This is a genomic window from Christiangramia forsetii KT0803 (genome assembly GCF_000060345.1).
Classification (GTDB): domain Bacteria; phylum Bacteroidota; class Bacteroidia; order Flavobacteriales; family Flavobacteriaceae; genus Christiangramia; species Christiangramia forsetii.
Map to the genome: position 1 here is coordinate 397,317 of NC_008571.1, position 24,993 is coordinate 422,309.

Below are 24,993 nucleotides of genomic sequence, written 5' to 3' on the forward strand. Positions count from 1 at the left end.
ATGAACAAACTTTTTCTTGTTTGTTTTCTTGGCTTTATTGCTAACCTACATAGCCAGGAAAATTATCTGTTAAGCGATATTGATCTCAAAATGCTTATCGATGCCAATGCCTTAGTTCGTGAAAACACTTTACATCTGGAAATTAATGACGTTGATAATATTGAGATTACAACCAGAAGGGTTGTAACTGTCTTTAATGAATCTGGAGAACACTACATCGATGCCTATGAAAATTATGATGATGAAGTTTCCATTCTTGACCAGGAAGCTATAATTTATAATGCAAAGGGTGAGGAAATAAAGAAGATTAAAAAAAGAGATTTTAAAGACCAGAGTAATTTTCAAAATTTTGTTCTTTTCTCTGATAATAGAATAAGTTACCTGGATTATACACCAAGATCATATCCTTATACCGTTGAATATACCAGTAAAATTAGAAAAGGGAATAGTGTATTTTTACCTGATTGGTGGCCGCTCGAGGGTTTTAATGTAAGTGTTCAGAAATCTACCTATAAGCTAACTAATAATACTGAAATTCCAGTTCGTTTTTCTGAGCGAAATCTGGATAGTCTGGATATAATTTCCGCCAACTCTAACCTGGAACTTGAGTATTCAGCGAGAAACATACCTGCTATTACTTATGAACCCTTAAGTCCTTCCTTAGAGAGTTTTGCTCCAAGATTACTTGTTGCGCTGGAAGAATATGAGCTTGAAGGAATTCGTGGAAAATCTACCGATTGGGAAAATTTTGGAAAATGGCAATATGATAATCTGGTAGCCGGAAGAGATGTTTTACCAGACGCAATCGTTAGTAAAATGTCAAATCTCACCAAAAGCGCTGAGACCATCGAGGAAAAAGCCAGGATCATCTATAATTATGTTCAGAATAATACAAGATATATAGCCGTAATGCTAGGGATAGGAGGATGGAAACCCTATACGGCGGCAGAGGTTGACAGGCTGGGATATGGTGATTGTAAGGGATTGAGTAATTACACTATGGCCCTGCTGGCTTCCCAGGGGATAGAGTCTAATTATACGGTTGTTTATGGTGGAACAAAACGGGATATAGATCCTGATTTCACCAAAATGCAGGGTAATCACATTATTTTAAGTATTCCACAAGAGAATAAGGAAGATATCTGGTTAGAATGTACAAGCCAGGACACTCCGTTTAATTATTTAGGAGATTTTACAGACAACCGGTTCGTTTTAAAATTGAAACCCGAAGGCGGAGAGATCGTTAAAACTAAGAGATACTCGGCAGATGAAAATCTTCAGACTGCAAATACATTAGTAGTTCTTAAAGAGGATGGTGGTTTTGATGCTGAAATTAAAAGAACAAGTTACGGTGTGCCTTACGGAGATATCTATCTAATAGAAAATCAAATTGAAAAGGAGCAAAAAAGATATTACCGGGAAGAATTTTCTTATCTCCAGAATATAAATTTTGAAAAAATAAATTTTAGTAACGATAAGCGCAAAATAGAATTTGTAGAGAACTTAGAATTTAGTGGTGCTCATCTTTGTAGTAAGGCAGGAAATAGGCTTTTATTGCCTTTAAATTTTTTGAAAGAATTCAATTTAAAAGTGGACAGGGTTCAAAATAGAAAGAATAACCTAAAGATTGAAAGAGGTAAAACTTATAAGAATGAAATTAGTTATCAGCTTCCGGTAAATTATTCTATTGAAGCTTTACCAAAATCTCAAAAGCTGAAAACAGAATTTGGAGAATTGATATTCAATATTAATAAGGTTGAAAAAGAAGGAAAAACTTATATAGTTGTGGATCGTTATTTGAAAATGGAAGAAGGGGAGTGGCTACCTGAAAAATTTGAAAATTTTAGAGAATTTATAAATAAAGTACACAGCATTAATAATCAAAAAGCGGTGATAATAGCCAATACCAAAACCTAAATTTATGAGAAGATTTTTATTAGTTCTTTCAATATTGACAATAGTTCAAGCGAATGCTCAAAATTTTAAGTTCGGTAAAGTTTCAAAAGAAGAAATTAGCGAAAAGGAACATCCCGGTAATAAAGAAGCAAATGCAGCAGTGCTTTACCGAGGGCAGAGAGTTTATTATGACTTTAGTGAGCAGGAGGGTTTGCAGCTTGTCACCGAAATACACGAAAGGATCAAGATCTATAATAAGGAAGGCTTTGATTGGGCAACAAAGGAAATAAAAAAATATAAGAGCAAAACAGATGAAGCAAGTCTGATCCAGTTAAAAGGATATACTTATAATTTAATAGATGGTAAGGTAGAAGAAGAAAAGCTTAGAAATGATGAAATTTTTGAGGAAGACTACTCCAGGTACAATGAAGTGACTAAGTTTACTATGCCTGCCGTAAAAGAAGGCAGTGTAATTGAGTATATCTATAAAATTAAATCACCTTTTCTGGGTTCCATTGGGAAGACATCTTTGCAATATCTCATACCGTTAAATAAATTGGAATTAGAGGTGAAAATCCCCGAATTTTTCGCTTTTAGCCTGTATTTTAATTTGAGATCTCCTTTAGATTTTGACCTTGAGGAAGGCAAGGATAATTTTAGTTATACATATTCCAGCAGTGAGCGTAGTGGGTTTTATGTCACTAAAAACTCCTTTTCTAATAATAGAGTTGAATATATGCAGAATGTGTATTCAATAAATCAAACGAATATTCCCGCTTTAAAAGAAGAATCCCATGTAGATAATTTACAAAATTATGCAGCATTTATAGATTGGGAACTCATGTTTACTAAGTTCCCTAATTCTACGATAGAGAATTATTCAGAAGATTGGGAAGGAGTGGCTAAGTCTATTTACAGCGATGTTGGGATTGCTGATGAATTGAACAGAGATAGTTTTTATGATAAGGAACTGGACGAAGTACTGGCCGGGTTGTCAGATCCAATGATGAAAGTTAATAAGATCTTTAATTATGTGAAACATAAAGTAAAGTGGAATGATTATTTAGGTTTCTCTCCGGAAAGCGGAACTAAAAAAGCTTTTAAGGAAGGTTCTGGAAACATAGGAGATATCAATATACTTCTTACGTCCATGTTGAAATATGCTGGTATAAATGCACATCCCGTTGTTCTTAGTACAACCTCTCATGGTATACCTTTGTTTCCTACCAGAAACGGGTTTAATTATGTGGTTGCAGGTGTAGAATTCCCAGACAATATTATTTTAATGGATGCTTCAGATCCATTTTCTGCTGTAGGTGAACTTCCAAAGAGGGCAAGAAACTGGCAGGGTAGAATTATTCGGGACGATGGAACTTCAGCCTGGATTAATTTAAGACCTAATATACATTCCCAACTGAGATCCCAGATAAGTGTAAAAGTTGAAGAAGGATCTATAGTAGGAAGGTATAATAATATCTATGAAGGACTTTTTGCAAAAGACTTTCGGAATAATTATTTTAAAACTAATGAGCGGGATTATTTAGATCTCATAAAATCAGGAAATGAGGGCCTTAATATATCTGATTATCATATTGAAAATAAGGAGAATGTAGGTCAGAAAATTACCGAAAAATATAATTTTGAGCTAACAAATTCTCTTGATGTTATAGGCAATAAGATTTATATGACTCCATTGTTATTTGATACGATGACCGAAAATCCATTTAAAACTGCCGATAGAGTTTATCCAATCTTTTTTGATTTTCCTGAGAAAAAATCAAAGACAGTTAATATAATGATTCCTAGTGGATACAAAGTGGCGTCCATTCCGGAAAGTAGCGTTGTTAATCTGGGCGATGATTGGGGGCAATTCAGATATATCGTTCATCACAGTAATTCTATAATAAGAGTTACTTCAGAAGTTGATATTAATAAGACAGCTTTTCTGCCTTCAGAATATGAGTTTCTAAAAAAGTTTTACGATAATATTATTAAAAAACAGAGCGAAGCTATAGTTTTGGAGAAAGAACTGGAAGATGGATTTGAAGAACGCGCAGATAGCGGTAGATAACTGGATTAAAGAGCATGGGGTTCGTTATTTTAATGAATTAACCAATATGGCTCAACTTACTGAAGAAACTGGCGAGGTGGCCAGGATTATTGCTCGTCGTTATGGTGAACAGAGCGAAAAGGAAAGTGATAAGAATAAAGACCTTGGAGAAGAACTTGCCGATGTGGTTTTTGTAGTGCTTTGTTTAGCGAATCAGACGGGAGTGGATCTTCAGGAAGCATTTGATAGAAAGCTGGATATAAAAACAGAAAGAGATAAAGACCGGCATAAGAATAACGAAAAGCTGAAATAATGAAGTTTAAATCAATTATTTCTCAAAGACCTTTCTGGAAATCTGTTTTCTGGCTCGGCCTTTCGTTTCTGGTATTATATAATGTAATCACTATTTTCTTTGAATATGGTGAGTTTGCTTTTGCGACCTTTTTTGAAGAAAGGACGGCAGATGGCAAAATTTATAGATTTATAATCGGTCAGCTCTTAGCCGCTTTTTTATATGGTTTTATTTTAGCCTTCGGGCAGTTTCGTGGAAAGGAAAAGAAAGACTAATTTAGTATTTCATTCTATTATTTTCTGAAATGACCCTATCACTTCAAAACTCAAATAAAAACTTAATTTCAGAACTGCAGATTACTGGTTCTAAAAGTGAATCGAATCGATTACTAATCCTGCAGGCTCTTTATCCAGATATTCAAATAGAGAACCTTTCTAATAGCGATGATACTACCGTATTGAAAAATGCTTTGGAGAAGGGTTCTGGCGTGATAGATATACATCATGCCGGTACAGCCATGCGATTCCTTACCGCCTATTTTGCTTCTAAAGAAGGATGTGATGTAGAAATTACCGGAAGTAAAAGAATGACAGAGAGACCCATCAGACTTTTGGTAGATGCATTGCAAAGGATGGGTGCCAATATCGAATATAAGAATGAAGTGGGTTATCCACCATTATTAATAAAAGGAAAAAAGCTGCATGTAGATTCGGTAAAACTTCATGCTAATGTAAGTAGCCAGTATGTCTCGGCACTTATGCTCATTGGAGCATCATTACCTAAAGGCCTTGAGATCATACTCGAAGGCCAGATAACTTCTACCCCTTATATTTTAATGACCCTGGAAATCATGCAACATGCAGGAATAAAAGGGACTTTTAAAGATGATCGAATTTATATAGAACCTGCTAAATCTATAGCGCCTGCTACTATTGCAGTAGAATCTGATTGGAGTTCTGCTTCTTATTTTTACAGCATCGCGGCAATAACAGATACTGCAGAAATAAAACTTTCAAATTATAGAAAAACCAGTAGGCAGGGAGATTCATGTTTGGCCGAGATTTATAAACATTTCGGGGTTGAGACTGAATTTCAGGAAAATAGTATTGTTCTTAAAAAACAAGAAGGAACACGTTCTTCAAGAATTTGCGAAGACCTTCGGAATTCACCCGATATTGCACAAACAATAGCGGTAACCTGCCTGGCACTTGGACTTGAGTGTAAATTAGAGGGTTTACATACCTTAAAAATTAAAGAAACCGACCGGCTTCAGGCTTTAAAAAATGAAATGGAAAAATTTAGTGCAAAAGTGGAGATCACTAATGACCATTTACACCTTTTGCCTTGCAAATCTCTTAATGAAAATGTTGAGGTAGAAACCTATAACGATCATCGTATGGCGATGGCGTTTGCACCACTTGCGCAAAAGGTTCCTCTTTCTATTAAAGATGCAGATGTAGTGTCTAAATCCTATCCTGATTTTTGGAAAGATCTAAAAAAATTAGATTTTTTAGTGCGGTAATTTATTTAATCTCCAAATAAATACTCATTTACTTGACAACCCCTACCTTGAGATTGTATATTTGCAGCTTTTAAAACAGGAACTATGGGAATGAAACTTTCGAATTTCAATTTTGAACTGCCACAGGAACTTTTGGCTGAGTATCCATCTGAAAATCGCGACGAAGCGAAATTGATGGTTCTCAACCGAAAAGAGCAGACAATTGAACATAAAAAATTTAAAGATTTAATAGATTATTTCGAGCCGGAAGATGTGATGGTTCTTAATAATACCAAAGTTTTTCCGGCCAGATTATATGGTAATAAAGAGAAAACTGGAGCTAGAATCGAGGTTTTTTTATTAAGAGAGTTAAATCCTGAAACCAAACTATGGGATGTTCTTGTAGATCCTGCAAGAAAAATTAGAATTGGGAATAAATTATATTTTGGTGAAGATGAAAGTCTTGTTGCTGAAGTAATAGATAATACTACTTCAAGAGGGAGAACTTTAAGATTCCTATATGATGGTTCTTATAGTGATTTTAGGATCAAATTAAAGGAGCTCGGGCAAACTCCACTTCCAAAATATATTAAAAGGGACGTAGAGCCTTCAGATGAGGATAGGTACCAAACGATCTATGCTAAGAACGAAGGTGCTGTTGCAGCGCCTACCGCTGGATTGCACTTTTCTAAGCATCTTTTGAAGCGACTGGAAATAAAAGGTATTGATTTTGCTGAAGTTACGCTTCATGTTGGACTGGGGACATTTAGCCCGGTAGAAGTAGAAGACCTTTCAAAACATAAAATGGACAGCGAAGAAGCATTTATTACTAAAGATGCAACCGAGGTAATTAACAACGCAAAGACTGAAAAACGTAGAGTTTGTGCAGTTGGAACAACGGTAATGAGAGTTTTGGAAAGTGCTGTTTCTTCAGATCAAACCTTAAATGAATTTGGTGGATGGACAAATAAATTCATTTTCCCTCCGTACGATTTTAATATCGCGAATTGTATGATCACGAATTTCCATACTCCAAAATCTACGTTGTTAATGATGGTTTCGGCATTCGCAGGTCATGATTTTATGAAGAAAGCGTATGAGGAGGCTGTAAAGGAGAAATATAGATTCTATACGTATGGTGATGCCATGCTGATTATATAGTAAAACATTGAATAATTTTAATTAGACCTCCCAGGTTTTCAAAACCTGGGAGGTCTTTTGTATTTTTGCGGTGTGAAAGACAGGAAGAAAGACATAAGGGCCTTAACGAAAGAACAACTTCAGAAATTCTTTGTTGCTGAAGGGGATAAATCTTTCCGTGGAACCCAGGTTTACGAATGGCTATGGAGTAAAGCAGCTCATTCTTTTGACGATATGACCAATATTTCAAAAGAGACGCGCCAAATGCTGAAGGATAATTTTGTGATTAACCATATTCGGGTAGATAGAATGCAGCGCAGCAGTGATGGAACTATTAAGAATGCTGTTAAACTTCATGATGCTCTTACCGTAGAGTCAGTTTTAATTCCTACCAAATCAAGAACTACTGCGTGTGTTTCATCGCAGGTAGGTTGTAGTTTAGATTGTCAATTTTGTGCTACAGCAAAATTGAAAAGAATGCGTAACCTTAATCCGGATGAAATCTATGATCAGGTGGTTGCCATAGATAATGAAAGCAGATTGTATTTTGATCGTCCACTCTCGAATATCGTATTTATGGGAATGGGAGAGCCTCTTATGAATTACAATAATGTAATGAAGGCGGTAGAAAAGATTACTTCTCCTGAAGGCCTTGGAATGTCTCCCAAGCGAATAACAATTTCAACTTCAGGTGTTCCTAAGATGATTAAAAAATTAGCTGATGATGAAGCTAAGATCAAATTAGCTGTTTCCCTACATTCGGCGAGAAATGAGGTGAGAACCCAGATAATGCCATTTAATGAGACGTTTCCGTTAGAAGACCTTCGGGAGGCTTTAGAGTATTGGTATTCAAAAACAACAAGCAGAATCACCTATGAGTATATAGTCTGGAAAGATATTAATGATACCAGGGAAGATGCCCAGGCATTAGTACGGTTTTGCAAATACGTGCCTTGCAAGGTGAACCTGATTGAATATAATCCTATAGATGACGGTAATTTCCAACAAGCAGCTATAGAAGCCACCAATATGTATCAGGATATGTTAGAACGCAATGGAATAACTGTTACCGTGAGGCGTTCGAGAGGAAAAGATATAGATGCGGCATGTGGTCAATTGGCCAATAAATCTGCTTAGGTTCATAAGTTTTCAAGAAGGCTTTTCTTCGGTTTAAATATGTATATTTACGGCCTTTATGAAGGTTATTTCCCAAATAAAACTTCCCGTTGAGAAAGAGATGGATCTTTTCGAGAAAAAGTTCTTCGAATCCATGTCTTCCAAAGTTGCGCTTCTAAATCGTATTACCCATTATATCGTAAACCGAAAAGGGAAGCAAATGCGGCCTATGTTTGTTTTCCTGGTTGCCAAAATGGTTTCCGAAGGGAGTGTAAACGAAAGAACCTATCGTGGAGCATCAGTTATTGAACTTATACATACGGCAACCCTCGTCCACGATGATGTGGTAGATGATTCTAACCGAAGAAGAGGTTTTTTTAGCATAAATGCATTATGGAAAAATAAGATCGCAGTGCTGGTTGGAGACTATTTGCTTTCAAAAGGACTTTTACTCTCTATAGATAATAATGACTTCGATCTTTTAAAGATCATATCGGTTGCGGTTAAAGAAATGAGTGAAGGGGAACTTCTTCAAATAGAAAAAGCCAGAAGGCTTGATATTACAGAGGCGGTTTATTACGATATTATAAGGCAGAAGACTGCTACCTTAATAGCAGCTTGTTGTAGCCTGGGAGCCGCTTCAGTTAAACCTGAAAGCAACGAAATTGCGAAAATGAGAAGATTTGGGGAGTTGATTGGGATGGCTTTTCAGATTAAAGATGATCTTTTTGACTATGGAACCCAAAAAATCGGGAAACCAACAGGAATAGATATTAAGGAACAAAAAATGACTTTGCCTTTAATTTATGTTTTAAATAATGTATCTGAAAAGGAAAGAAACTGGGTGATTAATTCAGTTAAAAATCATAATAAGGATAGGGCACGGGTAAGAGAAGTGATAAATTTTGTGAGAGATAAAGGTGGTCTGGACTATGCTGTAAGTAGAATGAAAGAATTTCAGCGAGAAGCATTACTAATCCTGGAAGATTACCCAAACTCATCTTACCGGGAAAGTCTTGAACTTATGGTGAATTACGTTATTGAAAGAAAGAAATAAAAAGAAGCTGTCTCAAAAGTCACTTTTTCGTCAAGCTGAATTTATTTCAGCTTCTAAAATATATTGATCATCAATTTTTTAAGATCCTGAAATAAATTCAGGATGACGGCGGCGGCTACTTTCTAGACAGCTTCTTTTTTGAAATCTACCTTAATTAAGCAGCATCGTCTGTAGCTTCTTCACCATTCACATCATCTGTCTCGTGAATCTCTTCATCGATTTCTTCTCCTACTTTTTTTGCTCCTTTTTTGATTTTTTCACCTGCCTCTTCTGCTCCGGCTTCGATGTCTTCACCAATTGCCTTTGCAGCTTCTTCAGTTTTCTCTTGCGTTGTTTCACGGCAAGAATAGATTGAAAGGCTGAAAATTGCAGCCATAATTAAAATTAATGCTTTTTTCATTTTGAATATTTTAGGGGTTAAACTAAAAAAAGCCATTCAAAGAATGGCTTTAATTTTATTAAGAAAGAAAATGATTACATATCATCATCTGCGTTCATATCGTCAGTTCCTTCTACTTCTTCTTCCATTTCGTTTCCTGCATTTTCAGCAGCGTTTTCTACTTCTTGACCAGCTTCTTCAGCAGAATCCTCGATGTCGTTACCCATTTCTTCTACGGCATCTTCGGTTTTTTCTTCAGTAGTTTCTCTACAAGAGTAGATTGAAAGAGACATTGTTGCAACAGCAAATAGTAAAAATAATTTTTTCATTGTTAAAATGTTTAATTAGTTGAAGAAGCAAAGTTAAACAAATTTTAATTATGCAAAAGGACTCTTTTCACTTAAATATTTCCAGTAACGTTTGGGGATATGTTGTACGTGAAGCCTCATGTTTACTCGGCTTTTGATATTGGTAGAATCAAAATATTCTTTCCATAATTTCTGAAAGTAGATTTCTCCAAGATCAAAATATTCTGAATTTCCGCCGGAAATGCCCAAATCTTCAGGTAATTCTATCGAGACATATTCGGTTTTCGATAGATTATAATAAACTCCAAATTTTCTCTTTATATCATAGATCAACCATTTTTGATCTGCATACCTGCTTTTAAAATGGCTGGTAATTATTGGTAAAACATTAAAATCTGGTTCAATAATGGCAAAATAAATATCATCTTTTGTAAGTCTAAACCTTACAAATGCTTCCATTCGGTGTTTTTCTCTGCCTACTTGTTTTGCTACATTGGCAATATACAATACACTAGGGTGGGAGAAATCATGGTCTACTTTTTCCTGGCTGGAAAAAATATACCTAATCATTTCATATAATCTAATTTCAACTCCTTTGGCTTCACTAAGAAAAGCCCACTTAATCCTTTTTAAACCCATTGAAGAGATTTTAGTTTTCAATGCTTTTTGTACCCGTATAGCCTTATTTTCTTCAGTAATTATAACTTCAGTATCGCTAAAGAGTTGGTTTTGATCTTCCCCTACTGGAATAATTTCTACTATAGTTATTTTTTGCTCGTAAGCAATGAAAACACAGGTTAGAAATCCTGTAAAACTACCATCATATTGCAAGACTTTATCATTCATTAGAAGATACTTAATTGAGTGCCTATATCTTTTCTGAATTTACTTTGGGAATTTTGAAGAATTATAGATTTTAAGTTTTCACTGGAGACTTCTTTAAGCTCCTTTTCCCGGGAATCACAAATGATAAAATATTTCGCTCTATTCATGGCGATCCCTATTTTCTTTAAATGATCCCAGTTTAGTTTTCTAAATTTTCTCGCATTGATAATTTTATTCACCGATTTTAATCCAATACCAGGAATTCTTAACAGTAGTCGTTTTTCTACTTTATTTATATCTACCGGAAATAAATGGCGATTTCTCAAAGCCCAGCTTAGCTTAGGATCTATTTCCATATCCAGGAATTTAAATTCATCATTTAACAACTCTCTAATATCAAAACCGTAGAACCGCATGAGCCAATCTGTTTGATAAAGTCTGTTTTCACGGAGCATTGGAACCTGGGAATTGAGAGCAGGAAGTCTGGGATCATTGCTTATTGGAACATATCCTGAATAATAGACCCGTTTCATATTATAATTCTTATAAAAGAATGCCGAAGAATACATGATATCACGATCACTTTCTCCTGTAGCTCCAATGATCATTTGGGTACTCTGTCCCGCTGGAGCATATTTTGGAGTGCTTTTTATAAGTTTTGATTCCTGTTTGTATTGAATGATTTCATTTTTAACCTTTTTCATAGGCTTCATAAAATCTTCATGATTTTTCTCTGGTGCTAATAGTTTTAAACCTGATTTTGTAGGGATTTCAATATTTACACTTAACCGATCTGCATATAATCCTGCTTCACGCATAAGTTCATCACTGGCACCAGGTATACTTTTAAGGTGTATATATCCGTTGAAGTTTTCTTCTTCCCTTAACTTTTTAGCGACTCTTATTAGCCGTTCCATAGTGTGATCTGCACTTTTGAAAATTCCGGAACTAAGAAACAAGCCTTCGATATAGTTACGACGATAAAAGCTAATGGTAAGATCTACCACTTCCTGAACTTTAAAAGCAGCTCTCTTTATATCGTTACTTCTTCGTGTCACACAATAAGCACAGTCGAAGATACAATGATTAGTAAGTAGAATTTTTAGCAGCGATACACAGCGGCCATCTTCTGTATAGGAATGACAAATACCCATCCCTGAAGAATCCCCAAGTGCCTTAGAAGTATTTTTTCTTTTACTTCCGCTGCTAGAGCAGGAGACATCATATTTAGCTGCATCGGCTAGAATGCTAAGCTTTTCCTTTATTCGGTCAAAGTCCATAGAATTGGAATTTTTCCAAAATTAGGAAAAATTCCAATTAGTGAATAAAATTTCAGATTAAGTTTTGACGCTAATCATTAAAAAAAGGCCTAATTCAAACTTAGGTTTTTCTCTTGTGGATACGTCTCTGGATCTTCTCCAGCCAGACGGGCAAAATTTCTATATACCTGTTCTACCTTTTCCTTTGGGGTAGTTTTAAATTCTTCTTCTGTAACCTCATATTTTTTCTGAAGAGATTTTAATTTTTCATGAAGATTTTTCTGAATTTCTTCGTACTCCACACTACCATATAGATTAATCTCTTCTTTAGGATCTTCTTTCAAGTCATATAATTCCCAGGTATCGATATCATCATAGAAATGGATCAATTTATAACGCTCTGTTCTTACACCATAATGACGCTTTACCATGTGGAAGGCCGGGAAATCATAATAGTGGTAATACACAGCATCTCTAAAGTTCCCGTCTGGATTATTTCCGCTTAATAAAGGTCGAAGTGATTTTCCCTGCATAGATTCTGGAATCTCAGCACCGGCAAAATCTAAAAAAGTAGGTGCAAAATCGAGGTTTTGAGTTAAGGCATCTATAGTAGTTCCTTTTTTGATGCCTTTAGGATATTGGATTAATAAAGGCATGGCTAGAGATTCTTCGTACATAAAACGTTTGTCAAACATTCCTTTTTCTCCCAGATAAAATCCCTGGTCTGTAGTATAAACGATAATTGTATTTTCGGTAAGTCCCTGTTCTTCCAGGTAATCAAGAATTTTTCCTACACCTTCATCAACGGCAGCAACTGTACCCATGTAGTCTCTCAAATAGCGTTGACCCTTCCATTCGGCCAGGTCTTTACCGGTTAAGTTAGCATCATGAAAGGCGTCATTTTTCGGTCTATAAGCATCATTCCACGCGATACGTTGTTCCTTGCTCATCCTGTTAAAATCTGTTTTCCAGGGATTATGTCTAAGAGAGTCACTCCCTTTAGAAATGGTCATTTTTAGATCATGACCTTCATACATATCTTCATAAATAGTTTGAAGTTGTTCTTGTGCAGCAACCTGGTTTTCATGTTTAGAGAAATAAGTATCTGGCAACGTAAATGTAATGGAATCATAAGTGTTGATATGTCTCAAAGGAGGCATCCAATTACGGTGCGGTGCCTTATGGTGAACCATTAAGAAAAAGGGTTCATCCTTTTTTCTCTTTTTCTCCAAATATTCTATTCCCATATCGGTTATTATATCTGTAGCATATCCATTAACGATAGAAGTATCGTTTTTATGAATAAATTCAGGGTTGTAATAATTTCCCTGATCCTTAAGAATATTCCAATAATCAAAACCCTGTGGCTTTCCATGCAAATGCCATTTCCCTACAATTGCAGTTTGATAGCCTGCTTTTTTTAAATACTTAGGCAAAGTTGGTTGAGAACCGTCAAAGGTTTCACCATTCATTCTAAAACCATTAATGTGGCTAAACTTACCTGTAAGTATTACTGCCCTGCTGGGTCCGCAAATAGAATTAGTACAAAAATTATTTAAAAATTTGGCACCATTATTTGCAATCCTGTCAATATTTGGAGTGGGAGCTTTTTGGCTAACAGGATGGCCATATGCACTTATTGCCTGAGCAGCATGATCGTCGGTCATAATAAAAACAATATTTGGTCTTTTGGCTTCAGACTCTTTATCGTTGGTGTTCTTATTTTTTTTCTCGCTACAACTGCCGAGCAGAAAAGACAAAATTAGAAGGAAAAGAAAATTATACTTTTTCAAATTGGAAGATTTCTGCATGATAATTTATTTTGAACATGGAAATTACGAAAGTTTTCCTTGAAAATTATTACTTTTCACCTGCTCAATGACTGCACAAACCTATATACAGGATGAAAAAAAATATTCTTAAATACCTGATATTATTAGTATTGACAATAAATAGCACTTATTCTCAGGAACTGGTACCACCCATACAAAATTATTCTCCTGCTGAATATCCTGGCGCCAGTCAAAATTGGGATATCGCACTGGATGAAAAAGGTGTTGTCTATACTGCCAACAACCGGGGCTTGCTGGTTTTTGATGGTTTAAGCTGGGAATTATTCCCCTTGCAAAGTCAATCAATAATAAGATCTGTCTATCCTCATGAGGGCAGGATTTACACGGGTTCTTACAAGGAGTTTGGTTATTGGGAAACTCAGGTAGATGGTAAAATGGTTTATAACTCTCTTTCTCCCTTAATGTCTGATTTCGATATGCAGAGTGATGAATTCTGGGAAATAATCGCTTATAAAAAGGCAATATTTTTTCGGTCTTTCGGGGCGGTTTATAAGTATGAAGATAATAAGGTGTCTAAGGTTCATGATATTGTATCTACTTCTTTAGGAGTTTTTCAGGATAAATTAATAATGGCTCCAAGAAAAGATGGGTTGGTATATTTTGATGCTAATGAGGAGATTGTGGCTTTAGAAGGTAACCAGGGTATTCTAAACGAAGTCAATATTGTAGATATTGAAGCTAAAGGAGATACTTTGTTTATTGGAGGAAAGGAATCTCTTTACACTTATTATGATGGAAAATTTTCACTTTTTTGGGACAATAGGCTTAATGACCTATTGGAAAAATCAGAATTGAATCATGTAATTTCAGTTTCAGATAAAGAGATCGTTTTAGGTACTATAAAAAATGGGATAATTAATTATAATATAGATACCGGAGAATTTCAGGTTTTTAATAGAACATCCGGCTTACAGAATAATACAGTTTTGGGGATGAGTTATGATCGGGGGCGATTATGGTTAGCATTAGATAAAGGTGTTGATATGATGAACCTGAAAGCACCTATAATTTTTTATACGGATAATACCGGTGAATTAGGGGCAGTTTATGATATACAGAAATATCAGGAGAAATACTACCTGGCTAGTAATACTGGTATTTACAGCTTTTTTGATGGCACATTAAAATTAATAGATAATGCTGAAGATCATACCTGGAATCTGGAAGTTATAGACGATGTTTTATATGCGAATCATAACACAGGTATCTATAAAATTGTAGACAGTAAATTTATCTCCATAGAATCCAGAACTGGTAGTTTTAGTATTGAGAAAGTAAATGAGGAGGCTAATAAATTATTGATTTCAAGCTATACGGGAATTAGTTTGTATGATAAAAAGGATAATGAAATCAGGGAGTTAGGTGCTATTAATTTTCCGGTAAAGAATATTATTCTAGATGGGGAATCAATTATATGGGCGGCTCATCCTTATGAAGGTATTTATAAGGTTTTTCATGACAATTTCAAGGATTTGGAAGTGAAAAAAATACAGGCGCTAGGTGGAAAAGCAAATTTTAATCCTAAGCTCTATGAGTTGAATAAGCAGATTGTCATTTATGTGAATGACAAGTGGTTTAAATACAATCCTTTTCAGGATGATTTTGAAAATTTTAATGAGCTGAATGTTTTCGGTAATTCACAACTAATTTTTGAAGAAAATGCCGATTATGTTTTCGCTAATTCTGAGAACGGATCTATTATCATTACAGATTTAAAAGACAATAAAATTGTTATTTCATCAGAAAGATTGAATAACAGGCTTGTAAGGTCTAATGAGAATTTTATCAAAGAAAATGATTCCATTTTTTATATAACTCTAAACGATGGATTTGCCAGGTTGAATCTTAACCGATTAAAAGCTGAAGATGCGAATCAATGGATAAGCACTCCTTATCTAAAGGAATTTTCAGATGAATTGCAACGCTATCCACTTTCTGAATCACCGGTTATTCCTTATAAAACTTCAAGGAGCATTACGTTAAAGGCGGGGTTACCTGTTTCTGAAGCTACCGGGTTAAAATATAGCCTGCAAGGAGAGGAAGTTTTAAATGGTTCATTCAAAGATGGAGTATTAAATTTTAGAAATCTAAAGCATGGTGATTATGAATTAGAATTAAACGCAGCTGGGAGTAATAAAGAGAATGCTTCAACAAAAAAATTCTTTTTTAGTATTGCTCCACCATGGTATTTTTCTGTCTGGATGAAAACTGTCTATGTTTTATTATTTATAAGTACTATCATTTTTATTTACTGGCTGAATAAAAAAAAGCTTAGAAAGCATCAGTTGGAACTTGAAGACAAATTTGAAAAGGAGCATTCCGAAAGGTTAAATAGAATAGAGAAGGAGCGCCTAATGAATGAAATTGACCTGAAAAGGAAAGAATTGGCCAATACAACAATGATGGCTGCAAAAAAGAACGAAGTTCTCATGGAGATCCAGGGTGAGCTAAATAAGGATAAAAGTAAGTTTTCAAATCAGTTTCGATTAAAGCATATAATGAACAAAATTAATAATGCGGTAAAGAATAAGGATGAGTGGAAAGTATTTGAAACTAACTTCAATGAGGTTCATGAAGACTTTTTTAAGGATGTTTTGGAGAGATTTCCAAAACTTACGAGTAAAGATCTAAAGCTTTGTTCCTATCTTAAAATGAATCTGAGTTCAAAAGAAATAGCTCCGTTAATGGGAATTTCAGTTCGGGGAGTGGAAGTTCACCGATATAGATTACGAAAAAAGATGGACTTGGAAAGTGATGTGAATTTGACAAAATTTCTTATAAAAAATTTTTAAACTCTTAATTCAATAGTGAAATATTCCTAAAATTTACCACAACATTAGTACATCATATATATTATTTACAGCACAAAATATACTTCATTAGTTGTTTAAATACTTGATATACAGGTTTTTATTGATTAAATTAGTTTGATGTAGTAGTTGTGTACTACAACGATTGCGTTAAGATTACGTTACAGCGTATCTTTCTAATACAAATCAAGCAAAAACATCTAACGAGTATGAAAGTAAAACTATTCTTCGCCTGTGCGATTTTTCTAGTATTCTCTGGGCTATCGTATGCGCAACAAACCAAAACCATTAGCGGTACAATAACAGGTGCCGATCAGGTTCCATTACCGGGAGCAGAAGTTAAAGTTGACGGTAAGGAGATTTTTGATGTAACCGATTTTGACGGAAATTTCACACTGGAAAATGTTGAAGTTGGAGATGTCTTTAGAGTAACATTCCTGGGGTTCTCTCCGCAGAATGTAGAAATTACCAGTAGTTCAAATTATTCAGTAATTCTGGAGGAGGATGCTGGTCAATTAGATGAAGTGTTGGTTGTAGGATATGGTAGCCAGAGTAGATCTGATATTACAGGGGCTATAGCTTCGGTAAAATCAGAGGATATTGTAAAGCAACCGGCATTAACTGCAACTCAGGCAGTTCAGGGAAAAGTAGCGGGTGTTAATATTATTGCCAATGATGCTCCCGGTTCCACTCCAACTGTCCTGGTTAGAGGGCTTGGTACTGCAGAAGGTGGTAGAGATCCTTTTTATGTAGTAGATGGTCAGCCGGTTCAGGATATTAAAAATATTAGTCCTAATGATATCGAATCTATTGAGTTTCTTAAAGGTGCTTCTTATGCAAATATATATGGTATCAGGGCTGCAAACGGAGTTATCCTAATTACCACTAAAAGAGGTAAGGGAAAGCCAACATTTAGTTTTGATACCTATTATGGTATACGCACGGTTTTGAATCAGGTCGAAATGGCTAGTGCTTCTCAGTATATAGAGTATTTTAACGAAGAGAGTGCAGCTTCAGGAGGTTTTCAGCTTCAGCAAAATCAACCTTTTGAAACAGACTGGTATGATGAATTGCTTCAAAACGGAACAATTACCAATAATAGTTTCTCTGTTTCAGGTTCTGGAGAAAACATAGATTACTTTCTTAGTTATAATTATTACGACGAAGAAGGAATTTTAGAGGAAAGTAACTATAGCAGGGGTACTATTAGAAATAATAATACTTATCATTTGTTTGATGACAGATTTCGAATTATTCAAAATCTAAATATTAGTTATACCGACGAATCGCCTAAGCCATTTGGTTCATTTAGTAATGCATACAGGCAGTCACCTCTTGTACCTGTTTTCTATCCTAATGGGAGATATGGACAATCTTATGTTAATCAAACTACAGGAATTGTAAATTATATTGGTGAAGAAGGGGAGTCTGTTGGTAGATTAAACTCTCATGGTAACCCCGTAGCAGATGTTTTCTTTGCAGATGATGAGATTAATACCACTACTTTACAAGGGCAAATCACTGCGGAACTTGATCTTACAGATTATTTGACGCTAACTACAAGATTTGGTGCAACTCAATTTTACTATAAAAGGTATTCCTATAACCCAACCAGAGAACGTTGGTTGAATGCTGATCCAAGAAGAACCCTGGAGCAGTTTCAACAGGGAAGAATTGATGAAGACGGGGATGGTTCTATATCCACGGAATTCGCCAACAACTCTTATGAAGTTCGTGATGAAAACTTCTTCAGATGGAATTTAGAAGGTTTTCTAACCTTTGAAAAATCATTTGGTAATCATAATATAGATGCAACTGTAGGTGTGAGTCGCGAGAATTTCGGAGGAAGGGAATTTTTGGAAGCTCAGGCCTTTGATGTTTTTGAAGAGAGACGTCTTCGAGAAATTAGCAGAAGAACTGCCAACTTTTTTGACAATACGGTTACACAGGAATTTAGTCAATCTACAAACCTGCAATCATACTTTGCCAGAATGGAATATAATTTTGACAAGAAGTATTATTTAAGAGCAGTGGTTAGACGAGACGGTTCCAGTAACTTTATTACAGGAGATAACTACTTTGCGACGTTCCCGGCATTTAGTGTTGGTTGGACGGTTACCAATGAAGAATTCTTGAAGAATAATGATGTATTAAACTATTTTAAACTCTTTGCAGGATGGGGAGAGATAGGAAATGCAAATGTTCCTATTAATATTCAACAGGTGAATTCTGGGGAAGGTAGTAGAAATACAAATTATGTGTTTGGTCCATCTCAATCATTGATATTAGGTGCCGCTTTTGGTAGTCCGGTAGAAACTCTAGAATGGGAAACCACAGAAGAATGGGAAGTTGGATTTGACTATAGTTTATTTGATAGAAGATTATCAGGTACTATAGATTATTACCAAAGAACGAATACAAATGCGATTATTGAAGTTACTCCATTATTGAACTCCGCGGCAGAAGGTAACTTCCTTGCACAGGCAGCTGAAGTTGTAAACGAAGGGTTTGAATTTCTTGTTAATTGGAGTGATGATATCAATGATGATTTCAGTTATAATATTGGGGTAAACCTTTCTACCAATGAGAATACAGTTCAAAATGTTCGTGAAGCTTTTGACGGTCAAATTGGGGGTAGTTTAGGAAATGGTCAAATTACTAAAAGATTGAAAGAAGGAGAGCCACTATTTGCCTGGTGGATGTATGAGGCAGATGGTGTATGGCAAACTCAGCAGGAGATTGATAATAATGCTTCAGTAGGTAATGCCGCTCCAGGACATTTACGATATGTAGATCAAAATGATGATGGAGTTATTGACGATCGGGATAAGAAATACTTCGGCTCTTATATACCTACTCTTAATTATGGGGTAAGCCTTGGTGCTAGCTACAAAAAATTTGATTTCAGTGTTGATGGTTATGGTGTAGGAGGTAATAAAGTGTATAATGGACTTAAAAATACCAGATTAGGCGGTGAGAATATTTCCGAAGAAGTTTTTAATAACCGATGGACAGGGCCCGGTTCAACTAACTCCGCTCCTGGAGCTGATAGGGACGCCCTCGCTTCTTCTTATTATCTGGAAGATGGGGACTTTTTTAGAATCAATAATATGACAGTTGGATATACTTTAAAAGATATGTCTATTGTTAATAGTGCAAGAATCTATTTCACTTTGCAGAATCCTTTTATGTTCACTGATTATTCTGGTTTTACTCCTGAATTAAATCAGAACGGGAATCCAAAGCAAACAACTGGTATTGAGTTATCAGCTTATCCAACAACTCGTTCCTTTATTATAGGCGCGAACTTTCAATTGTAACTATTAAAAAGATAAAAAACAAAGGATATGAGACTAAAAAATTTAATTCATTTACTCCTGTTTTCGCTTATCATCGTTTCTTGTGATGAAGAGTTTGTAGAGGATGTGGAGATTGTTGATCCTACTGCGGAAGAAAGAGGAGAATTCAATGTACCTGTAGATTTTGTGAACGGAATATACGGTAGACATACCGATTTTGCCTATGCATTTTCTTATTTGGGGATTACCGAAATCATCTCGGATAATGCTGATAAAGGAAGTGCGCCAACAGATACGGGTGCAGATAAAAATCTATTAGATGGTTTAACACATACCACATCGGTTCCATCAGTTAGAGCTATGTGGACGCAATGGTATAAAACGATTGGCAGAGCAACGCTTTCCATCGAATTTACTGAGGAATTCTATACAGAAAATCCTGATTCAGATAATTTAGAGGATAGACTAATAGGTGAAGCCAAATTTTTAAGGGCGTTAAATTATTTCTGGTTGGTAAGATCTTTTGGGCCAATACCTTTACAACATGTAAGTTTGGTTGAAAGAGCTCCTGTTGAAGAAGTATACGCCTATATAGAACAGGATCTTACCGATGCTATTCAGCTTTTACCTGCTAAAGGAGAGTATGCAGCATCAGATCTTGGAAGAGCTACAAGCGGAGCTGCGCAGGCACTGTTATCTAAAGTTCATTTATATCAGGAAGATTGGCAAGCAGCTGCAGATGCAGCAAATAGTGTAATTACTTCTGGAACATATGAGTTGGAGGATGATTATGCTACCATTTGGAGGGAATCTACAGAAAACGGTAGGGAATCTATTTTCGAATTACAGGGGAGAGGAGAAATTCCTGCTCACGGAATTCAGCAATATTCTTCAACCCAAGGTGCTCGTGGACCTAGTGGTTGGGGTTGGGGATTCAATACTCCAACTGAAGATCTTGTAAATGCTTTTGATTCAGAAGAAGATGAAATAAGAAAGAATGCAACAATTGTTTTTGCAGGTGAAACTTTGTGGGATGGAAGAGAAGTAGATCCAGCTGTTGAGAATCCAAGGTATAACGAGAAAGCATACTCTAGTGATAATGCCGGTGAAGGAGATGGCGATAAGAATATTAGAGTTCTTAGATATGCAGAAGTGCTGCTGATCTATGCTGAAGCTTTAAATGAATTGGGTCAGACTGCGCAAGCTGAAGATTTCCTAAATATGGTTAGAGAGCGAGTAGATATAGCACCTAAAACAGGACTCAGCCAGGAAGCTCTAAGACAGGCAATTTGGAAAGAGCGTCGTCTAGAACTTGCTATGGAACATGATCGTTGGTTCGATCTTATAAGAACAGGCGAGGCAGCTGAGGTAATGCAGGAGCATGGTAAACCATTTCAAACTGGTAAGCATGAGTTATTCCCGATACCTAACGATCAATTGATTCAAACTCCAGAAATGGAGCAGAATCCAGGATGGTAATTTTATGATACAACAATTCAGGACATTAAGTTTACTATTTTTTGTTTTAGCTATAATAGGTTGCAGTAGTGATTCGGGTACCAATGAGGTGCCCGAGGAACCTGTTACAGAAAAACCTGAAGAAAAGGAGGAAGAGGAAGAAGAGATTGTTTCTCTTTCAGATTCTGAACTATTGGAGCTGGTACAGGAACAAACCTTTAAATATTTCTGGGATTTTGCAGAATCAAATAGCGGAATGGCTAGAGAGCGATCGCAGGATGATGCTTATGGAGGTCAGGGAGCAGATATTGTAACCACTGGAGGAACAGGCTTTGGTCTTGCTTCATTTCCTACTGCGGTAGAAAGAGGCTGGATAAGTCGTGGTGATGCTTTAGCGAGATTAGATAAAATTCTGGACTTCCTGGAAACCGTACCTACCTATCATGGAGCCTATTCACATTGGTACCTTGGAAGCACGGCAAATACCCGTCCTTTTAGCGATCTTGATGATGGAGGTGATCTTGTGGAAACTGCATTTCTTATTCAGGGATTACTTATATGTCGTGAATATTTTCAAGATGAAGACATAGATTCCAGGATTACTAAAATATTTGAAAATGTAGAATGGGATTGGTATACACAGGGGGAAGATGTAATTTACTGGCATTGGTCACCAAATAATCAATTCGCTATAAATTTGCCAATTAAAGGTTGGAATGAGGCTTTAATAGTATATGTACTTGCAGCTTCATCTACTACGTACCCGATTACTAAAGATGTTTACACCCAGGGGTGGGCATCTAATGGAAATATGGTAAACAACCGGTCACATTATGGAATAAATATGCCTTTGGGACCTTCTTATGGCGGCCCATTGTTTTTCAGTCATTATTCTTTTATAGGTCTTGATCCAAGAAATCTTCAGGATCAATATGCTAATTATTGGCAGCAAAACGAGGCTCATAGTTTGATTAATTATAATTACTGTGTAGATAATCCTAAGAATTTTGAAGGATATGGACCAGATTCCTGGGGCCTAACGGCATCAGATAGCAGAACAGGATATGCGGCTCATAGCCCTACCAATGATCTTGGAGTCATAACTCCTACTGCCGCATTATCCTCTTTTCCATATACTCCGGAAGAGTCTATGGCTGCGATGAGATATTTTTATGAAGAGCAAGGTGATATTCTGTGGGGAGACCTCGGATTTTATGATGCTTTTTCTGAAGAATACAACTGGGTTGCCGATGGTTACCTGGCAATAGATCAGGGACCAATTGTGGCTATGATAGAAAATTATCGAACTCAATTGCCATGGAATTTATTTATGGCCAATCCTGAAATAAAAACCGGATTAGACAAATTAGGGTTTTCCTATTAGAATTTTAAAATAAGTTATTCAATTATTGTATATCCGTAAAGTGTCCTAAATTGATAAATGACGTCATTCTGAACTTGTTTCAGAATCTCGGGACGTTAGTAATTACAACAGGAACTAGAGACCCTGAAACAAGTTCAGGGTGACGAAATAACTATAGGAAGAAAAACGGATATACAATTCAATTATCACTCAAATGTATAATAAATCATTATTAATACTGGCACTCTCTGTTTCCGTTCTCACAGGTTGTAAGAATGATAAGAAAGATTCTGAAAATTCTAAAGTAGAAAAAACTTCTAATGAAGATCAGCTTTCAGAAGAAGCTTTATTGGATACCGTTCAAAGACAAACATTAAAATATTTTTGGGATTATGCTGAACCCAATAGTGGAATGGCCAGAGAACGGTTTCATCCAGATGGCGAATATCCTAAAAATGATGCTCATGTGGTAACTACGGGTGGTTCAGGTTTTGGATTGATGGGAATAGTTGCAGGAATTGAAAGAGATTTTATTCCACGCGACTCTGCAGTTGCCAGGCTGGATAAAATTGCAGATTTTCTTAAAGCAACACCGCGATTTCATGGAGCATGGTCACACTGGATAAATGGAGAAACCGGAGATGTTCAGGCCTTCGGGGAAAAAGATAATGGCGGTGATATTGTAGAAACTTCCTTTCTGGCACAAGGATTTATTGTGGTGAGAGAATACCTTAAAAATGGTTCAGAAGCGGAAAAAGCAGTAGCGAATAAATATGATGAGCTCTGGAAAGGGATTGAGTGGGACTGGTACACGAATAATAAAGATGGTATCTACTGGCACTGGTCACCGGATTATGAATGGGAAATGGATTTTAAAATCGAAGGTTATAACGAATGTCTTATTACGTATGTAATGGCAGCCTCCTCCCCAGCTCATGTCATAGATCCAGAAGTTTATCACAATGGGTGGGCACGCAGCGGAAATATCACTACAGATGTGGAATCTTATGGTTTACCCTTAATATTGAAGCACAATACTCGTGGTGATAAAGGCGGCCCTTTATTCTGGGCCCATTATTCTTATTTAGGTCTGGATCCAAACGGACTTTCAGATAAATATGCAAATTATTGGGATCTGAATGTGAATCATACGCTAATCAACTATGAATATGCACAGGAAAACCCAAAGAATTTTAAAACTTATAGTCCGCAATCATGGGGTTTAACGGCTAGTTATACCCGGAATGAAAATGATGGAATTGGTTATACCGCCCATTCTCCAGATACAGACAAGGGAGTGGTTTCTCCAACGGCAGCAATTAGCTCTATTCCATATACTCCTGAAAAATCTTTAGCTGCAATGAGGTATTTCTATACAGATCTAAATGATCTTCTTTGGGGACCGGCAGGATTTTATGATGCGTTCAGTCTGGAAGGTGAAAAATGGGTTGCTCCAAAGTATCTTGCTATAGACCAGGGTCCAATGGTGGTGATGATAGAAAACTATCGATCCGGATTGATCTGGGATTTGTTTATGGGCGCTCCGGAGATACAAAATGGATTAAAAAATTTAGGTTTTACATATGAAAAATAGATTGAAATATTTACTGATAACTTTTGGATCAATATTGTTATTGTTGCCTTTAACATTGAAGGCTCAGACAAAAGATGACTTTAAAAAAGAGCATTTTATTTTTGAAAATGATACGCTCAACTACAGAATTCTTTATCCAAAGAATTTTTCTGAAGAAGAAGAAGAGTATCCTGTTGTACTTGTTTTACATGGTGCGGGAGAAAGAGGAGATGATAATGAAGCTCAATTAGTGCACGGGAGTGATCTGTTTCTGAAAGCTGAAAATCGTGAAAAATTTGGGTCAATTGTAATATTTCCTCAGGCACCTAAAGAAGATTACTGGGCAAAGGTAGAAGTGAAAAGGGATACCATGCCATTTCAATTTGATTTCAAGAATAAAGAGAAGCCTACTAAATCATTAAATCTGGTAATGAAATTAATGGATTCTCTGGTTGCTGAAGAATTCGTGAATGAAAAACAGGTCTATGTTGGCGGACTTTCAATGGGCGGAATGGGAACTTACGAGATACTCTATAAAAGACCTGATATGTTCGCGGCGGCTTTTGCTATTTGCGGCGGGGCAAATCCAGAGATCGCTTCAGAATACCAGGATGGTTTAAATATTTGGATTTTTCATGGTGAAAAAGACGATGTAGTGCCACCAGAACTATCAAAAGATATGGCAAGAGACATAAATCATCATGGAGGTAACGCGAAATTATCTCTATATCCTAATGATAACCACAATAGCTGGGATTCAGCATTTGCTGAACCTTATTTGTTACCATGGTTATTTTCAATACAAAAGCAATAA

General features: G+C 36.0%; 19 protein-coding genes. 14 read left to right on the plus strand and 5 right to left on the minus strand.

Annotated features, from left to right (window positions below):
- The 8 genes from GFO_RS01660 to GFO_RS01695 all read left to right on the plus strand — a co-directional run bounded on the left by GFO_RS01660 (window position 1) and on the right by GFO_RS01695 (window position 9,052).
- On the plus strand, window positions 1-1,917 hold the full coding sequence (locus GFO_RS01660) for a DUF3857 domain-containing protein (protein ID WP_011708271.1): 1,917 nt from the start codon (window positions 1-3) through the stop codon (window positions 1,915-1,917).
- Between the two features lie 4 nt (window positions 1,918-1,921).
- Entirely contained in the window at window positions 1,922-3,967 is a 2,046-nt protein-coding gene (locus GFO_RS01665; RefSeq protein WP_011708272.1) for a transglutaminase family protein, read from the plus strand.
- The gene (locus GFO_RS01670) at window positions 3,933-4,259 is read left to right on the plus strand and encodes a nucleotide pyrophosphohydrolase (protein WP_011708273.1); all 327 of its coding nucleotides are present in this window, start codon (window positions 3,933-3,935) and stop codon (window positions 4,257-4,259) included. Before GFO_RS01665 ends, GFO_RS01670 begins: the two co-directional genes overlap by 35 nt.
- Window positions 4,259-4,513 carry a hypothetical protein gene (locus GFO_RS01675; RefSeq protein ID WP_011708274.1) on the plus strand — a complete coding sequence of 85 codons (255 nt, stop codon included), beginning with the start codon at window positions 4,259-4,261 and terminating at the stop codon, window positions 4,511-4,513. Before GFO_RS01670 ends, GFO_RS01675 begins: the two co-directional genes overlap by 1 nt.
- Window positions 4,514-4,542: 29 nt before the next feature.
- Entirely contained in the window at window positions 4,543-5,760 is a 1,218-nt protein-coding gene (locus GFO_RS01680) for a 3-phosphoshikimate 1-carboxyvinyltransferase (protein ID WP_011708275.1), read from the plus strand.
- Window positions 5,761-5,850: 90 nt separating this feature from the next.
- Window positions 5,851-6,900 (plus strand): tRNA preQ1(34) S-adenosylmethionine ribosyltransferase-isomerase QueA, encoded by a 1,050-nt coding sequence (queA, locus tag GFO_RS01685; protein WP_041250204.1) that lies wholly within the window; start codon window positions 5,851-5,853, stop codon window positions 6,898-6,900.
- 72 nt (window positions 6,901-6,972) lie between these two features.
- Window positions 6,973-8,016 (plus strand): dual-specificity RNA methyltransferase RlmN, encoded by a 1,044-nt coding sequence (rlmN, locus tag GFO_RS01690; protein ID WP_041250205.1) that lies wholly within the window; start codon window positions 6,973-6,975, stop codon window positions 8,014-8,016.
- Window positions 8,017-8,074: 58 nt separating this feature from the next.
- On the plus strand, window positions 8,075-9,052 hold the full coding sequence (locus GFO_RS01695) for a polyprenyl synthetase family protein (RefSeq protein WP_011708278.1): 978 nt from the start codon (window positions 8,075-8,077) through the stop codon (window positions 9,050-9,052).
- A gap of 154 nt (window positions 9,053-9,206) precedes the next feature.
- On the opposite strand, the gene GFO_RS01700 is transcribed toward GFO_RS01695, so the two are convergent.
- The 5 genes from GFO_RS01700 to GFO_RS01720 form a co-directional block, all read right to left on the minus strand.
- Window positions 9,207-9,452 (minus strand): hypothetical protein, encoded by a 246-nt coding sequence (locus tag GFO_RS01700; protein ID WP_041250206.1) that lies wholly within the window; start codon window positions 9,450-9,452, stop codon window positions 9,207-9,209.
- Window positions 9,453-9,526: 74 nt separating this feature from the next.
- Complete coding sequence (locus GFO_RS01705) at window positions 9,527-9,724, minus strand: hypothetical protein (RefSeq protein WP_229664758.1); 198 nt, start codon at window positions 9,722-9,724, stop codon at window positions 9,527-9,529.
- 84 nt (window positions 9,725-9,808) lie between these two features.
- Entirely contained in the window at window positions 9,809-10,585 is a 777-nt protein-coding gene (locus GFO_RS01710; protein ID WP_011708281.1) for a TIGR03915 family putative DNA repair protein, read from the minus strand.
- Window positions 10,585-11,844, minus strand: coding sequence for a putative DNA modification/repair radical SAM protein (locus GFO_RS01715; protein WP_011708282.1), 1,260 nt, complete (start codon window positions 11,842-11,844; stop codon window positions 10,585-10,587). Before GFO_RS01715 ends, GFO_RS01710 begins: the two co-directional genes overlap by 1 nt.
- Window positions 11,845-11,933: 89 nt before the next feature.
- Entirely contained in the window at window positions 11,934-13,634 is a 1,701-nt protein-coding gene (locus GFO_RS01720; protein WP_011708283.1) for a sulfatase family protein, read from the minus strand.
- Window positions 13,635-13,726: 92 nt separating this feature from the next.
- On the opposite strand from GFO_RS01720, the gene GFO_RS01725 reads away from it, so the two are divergent.
- From GFO_RS01725 to GFO_RS01750, 6 genes are all read left to right on the plus strand, one after another.
- Entirely contained in the window at window positions 13,727-16,468 is a 2,742-nt protein-coding gene (locus GFO_RS01725; protein WP_011708284.1) for a helix-turn-helix and ligand-binding sensor domain-containing protein, read from the plus strand.
- A 227-nt stretch (window positions 16,469-16,695) separates the two neighbouring features.
- Window positions 16,696-19,806, plus strand: coding sequence for a SusC/RagA family TonB-linked outer membrane protein (locus GFO_RS01730; RefSeq protein WP_011708285.1), 3,111 nt, complete (start codon window positions 16,696-16,698; stop codon window positions 19,804-19,806).
- 27 nt (window positions 19,807-19,833) lie between these two features.
- Window positions 19,834-21,264: a RagB/SusD family nutrient uptake outer membrane protein gene (locus GFO_RS01735; RefSeq protein ID WP_011708286.1), complete on the plus strand. Its 1,431-nt coding sequence runs from the start codon at window positions 19,834-19,836 to the stop codon at window positions 21,262-21,264.
- A gap of 4 nt (window positions 21,265-21,268) precedes the next feature.
- Window positions 21,269-22,627 (plus strand): glucoamylase family protein, encoded by a 1,359-nt coding sequence (locus GFO_RS01740; protein WP_011708287.1) that lies wholly within the window; start codon window positions 21,269-21,271, stop codon window positions 22,625-22,627.
- 193 nt (window positions 22,628-22,820) lie between these two features.
- Window positions 22,821-24,200 carry a glucoamylase family protein gene (locus GFO_RS01745; RefSeq protein WP_011708288.1) on the plus strand — a complete coding sequence of 460 codons (1,380 nt, stop codon included), beginning with the start codon at window positions 22,821-22,823 and terminating at the stop codon, window positions 24,198-24,200.
- Window positions 24,190-24,993 (plus strand): carboxylesterase family protein, encoded by an 804-nt coding sequence (locus GFO_RS01750; protein WP_011708289.1) that lies wholly within the window; start codon window positions 24,190-24,192, stop codon window positions 24,991-24,993. The genes GFO_RS01745 and GFO_RS01750 overlap by 11 nt, the downstream gene beginning before the upstream one ends.